The 4,243-nt window shown below is 53.9% G+C and carries 1 tRNA gene and 2 rRNA genes; all 3 read right to left on the bottom strand.

Annotated elements, in window-relative coordinates:
* The 3 genes from PY649_RS34370 to PY649_RS34360 all read right to left on the bottom strand — a co-directional run bounded on the left by PY649_RS34370 (position 1) and on the right by PY649_RS34360 (position 3,636).
* A tRNA-Met gene (locus PY649_RS34370) sits at positions 1 to 77 on the bottom strand.
* A 309-nt stretch (positions 78 to 386) separates the two neighbouring features.
* A 5S ribosomal RNA gene (gene rrf, locus PY649_RS34365) occupies positions 387 to 501 on the bottom strand.
* A gap of 205 nt (positions 502 to 706) precedes the next feature.
* Positions 707 to 3,636, bottom strand: a 23S ribosomal RNA gene (locus PY649_RS34360).
* Positions 3,637 to 4,243: the final 607 nt, after the last annotated feature.

The following is a 4,243-nucleotide window of genomic DNA, read 5'->3' as shown; positions in this document are numbered from 1 at the left end:
TGGTTGCGGGGGCAGGATTTGAACCTGCGGCCTTCAGGTTATGAGCCTGACGAGCTACCGGGCTGCTCCACCCCGCGTTACCAGCGTAAACCGCGTTGCGGTTTGTCCGCCCTGATCGAACCCGAAGGGTTCGTCGGAGCTTGAGCAAGCCTTGCGGCTTGCGTCATCCGAGCAAATCCGGAGGATTTGTCTCGTGTCAGGTGGGCACCCTGTTGGAGCACACCTGTTTTGAGACGACTGTATTTCAGTGTCTCGGAAGCTTTGAGAAGCGACAAAGGCCGCTTGTGAGCGGCCTATTGTAACACGGCTTGGCCGTTATTTGGTCAGAGAAGATTTAAAATCATCGGACAAACCGTAATGGGTTTGCTCGGAGTTGCGTTTGGCAGACCTGGCAGCGACCTACTCTCCCGCGTCTTGAGACGAAGTACCATGGGCGCAGGGGCGTTTCACGGCCGTGTTCGGAAAGGGAACGGGTGCGGCCACCCCGCCATAACCACCAGGTCAGCGAAGCGCAACGTTTTGAGAAGCTGGATTTTTTAAACACGTCGTTTTGGACTTACGGTCGAAGACCGCAAGCGCAAGGCGCGTCGCCGGAAGTCCGGCGCGCCGTCCGCAGCACAGGGTCGAAGACCCGAAGGTGCGTGAGGACAAAAGAGTTGTTGTTGCGTGCTCCTCAAGCGGAGCTTGATGAGCACTGGCAACAAGAACGATCAAGCCAATCGAGCTATTAGTACCGGTAAGCTTCATGCGTTGCCGCACTTCCACACCCGGCCTATCAACGTGGTCGTCTACCACGGCTCTGATAGGGAACACTCGTTTTCAGGTGGGTTTCCCGCTTAGATGCCTTCAGCGGTTATCCCTTCCATATATAGCTACCCTGCTATGCCCTTGGCAGGACAACAGGTCCACCAGAGATATGTCCATCCCGGTCCTCTCGTACTAGGGACAGATCCTGTCAATATTCCTACACCCACGGCAGATAGGGACCGAACTGTCTCACGACGTTCTGAACCCAGCTCACGTACCGCTTTAATTGGCGAACAGCCAAACCCTTGGGACCTGCTCCAGCCCCAGGATGCGATGAGCCGACATCGAGGTGCCAAACAACCCCGTCGATATGGACTCTTGGGGGTCATCAGCCTGTTATCCCCGGCGTACCTTTTATCCGTTGAGCGATGGCCCTTCCACGCGGGACCACCGGATCACTATGACCGACTTTCGTCTCTGCTCGACTTGTCAGTCTCGCAGTCAGGCGGGCTTATGCCATTGCACTCGACGACCGATTTCCGACCGGTCTGAGCCCACCATCGCGCGCCTCCGTTACTCTTTCGGAGGCGACCGCCCCAGTCAAACTACCCACCATACACTGTCCCGGATCCGGATGACGGACCGCGGTTAGACATCCATGACGATAAGGGTGGTATTTCAAGGATGGCTCCACAAGAACTGGCGTCCCTGCTTCAAAGCCTACCACCTATCCTACACATGCCGACACGAATGCCAGTGTAAAGCTATAGTAAAGGTGCACGGGGTCTTTCCGTCTGACCGCAGGAACCCCGCATCTTCACGGGGAATTCAATTTCACTGAGTCTATGTTGGAGACAGCGGGGAAGTCGTTACGCCATTCGTGCAGGTCGGAACTTACCCGACAAGGAATTTCGCTACCTTAGGACCGTTATAGTTACGGCCGCCGTTTACTGGGGCTTCGATTCAGAGCTTGCACCCCTCCTCTTAACCTTCCAGCACCGGGCAGGCGTCAGACCCTATACGTCGTCTTGCGACTTCGCAGAGCCCTGTGTTTTTGGTAAACAGTCGCTACCCCCTGGTCTGTGCCACCCTCTCATACTTGCGTAAAAAAGGGTCACGCTTCTTCCGAAGTTACGCGTGCAATTTGCCGAGTTCCTTCAACATAGTTCTCTCAAGCGCCTTGGTATACTCTACCTGACCACCTGTGTCGGTTTCGGGTACGGTCTATACGGTGGAGCTATTTCCTGGAACCGCGTCCCTGCAAGATCAATCCAATAAGACCTTACAAGTTGAGCAATCCGTCACTTCCACCAGGCCCACGAATATTAACGTGGTTCCCATCGACTACGCGTGTCCGCCTCGTCTTAGGGGCCGGCTAACCCTGCTCAGATTAACTTTAAGCAGGAACCCTTGGTCTTTCGGCGAGAGGGTCTCTCACCCTCTTTATCGTTACTCATGTCAACATTCGCACTTCCGATACCTCCAGGATGCCTCACGGCTGTCCCTTCATCAGCTTACGGAACGCTCCGCTACCACTCCTCAAAGAGGAATCCTCAGCTTCGGTGCATGGCTTTAGCCCCGTTACATTTTCGGCGCAAAGACCCTTGACTAGACCAGTGAGCTGTTACGCTTTCTTTAAATGATGGCTGCTTCTAAGCCAACATCCTGGTTGTTTTGGGATCCTCACATCCTTTCCCACTTAGCCATGACTTGGGGACCTTAGCTGGAGGTTAGGGTTGTTGCCCTTTTCACGACGGACGTTAGCACCCGCCGTGTGTCTGCCTGGTAGTACTTCCCGGTATTCGGAGTTTGGTTAGGATCAGTAAGACGGTGAGTCCCCATAGCCCATCCAGTGCTCTACCCCCGGGAGTATTCGCCAGACGCTCTACCTAAATAGATTTCGCGGAGAACCAGCTATTTCCGAGTTTGATTGGCCTTTCACCCCTAGCCACAAGTCATCCCAATCTATTGCAACAGATGCGGGTTCGGTCCTCCAGTTGGTGTTACCCAACCTTCAACCTGCTCATGGCTAGATCACTCGGTTTCGGGTCTAATGCAACAAACTATATCGCCCTATTCAGACTCGCTTTCGCTTCGCCTACACCTACCGGCTTAAGCTTGCTTGTTACACTAAGTCGTTGACCCATTATACAAAAGGTACGCCGTCACCCTTTCAGGCTCCGACTGTTTGTAGGCATCCAGTTTCAGGTTCTATTTCACTCCCCTTGTCGGGGTGCTTTTCACCTTTCCCTCACGGTACTGGTTCGCTATCGGTCATGCACGAGTACTTAGGCTTGGAGCGTGGTCGCCCCATGTTCAGACAGGATTTCTCGTGTCCCGCCCTACTCTAGGACAATGAATGTATCTACGCGTACGGGGCTGTCACCCTCTACGGCAAACCTTTCCAGGTTCTTCCACTTTAACACTCATTGCCACTGGCCTGGTCCGCGTTCGCTCGCCACTACTTGCGGAGTCTCGGTTGATGTCCTTTCCTGCAGGTACTTAGATGTTTCAGTTCCCTGCGTTCGCTTCTTACACCCTATTTTATTCAGATGAAGATACCTTATTGATAATACTTGGAAACCTGAAGTGTTTTACCAGCCTCCAGACCGTTGAGGCTACGCCGCATCAGCGGCGACGGCCTCTGGCCTTGCGAAGCCCACGGGCTTCGATCCTTTTCCCTCGCCTACCCCAAAGAGCAAAGCAAGAGACAAGGAGGTCAGTCGGTCAACAATTCAGATTTTCCAAGTATTTAAGGTGGGTTGCCCCATTCGGAGATCCATGGATCAAAGCTTATTCGCAGCTCCCCACGGCTTTTCGCAGCGTATCACGTCCTTCATCGCCTGTGCATGCCTAGGCATCCACTAAATGCCCTTACGACACTTGATCGTTCTCATTGCCAATGCTCATCATTTGCTTGGATTTGGAATTCCTATCCTTCTCGCTTGCGCTCGAAGGGGTTCCAAATCTGACTATCCGGACACTTTGCAGTGCGCCGAACCAAGCCGGCGCGATTACCTTTTACAATCGCGCTTCAACAATGCCATCGACGTGTTCGACAGGTCTGCTTCATTGGAGCTACGCCGAGCAGCCCGCTTGCAGCCTGTCTTAAGACCAGCTTCTCGAGATTTGATCCGATACCGCGCGGTCAGGCAACGGTAATCCAGCCGTCCGTCAGATGCAGTCCGGAAGGACTGCAAACAACAACGACCCAGAGCGACAAGCTTCCTTCCTACCTCCGGCCTCTCCACCATATCCGGCCGGCTAGGCCATCCATGGTTTCGCAAAGACCGGGCTCGGACGCCGGGTAAAACCCGACACCTGGAAGCCTCCAGATCAATCTTCTCTTCACAATGTATGCAGAACAGGCATCAGGCACTAAGCCGATGCAAACTTTTATTTCTTCAGAAGACAATTCAGCGTCAGCACCATCAGTGCGACAGCATATGCCGAACCAGTCCGCCTTCGCTCTCAAGCTTCGGCGCGACAATCTTCG

Origin of the sequence: Rhizobium mayense, from assembly GCF_030272705.1 — a bacterium.
GTDB classification, from domain to species: Bacteria; Pseudomonadota; Alphaproteobacteria; order Rhizobiales; family Rhizobiaceae; genus Rhizobium; species Rhizobium mayense.
The sequence above is the reverse complement of the archived record's forward strand: the minus strand, read 5'-3'. Positions and strand labels throughout refer to the sequence as shown.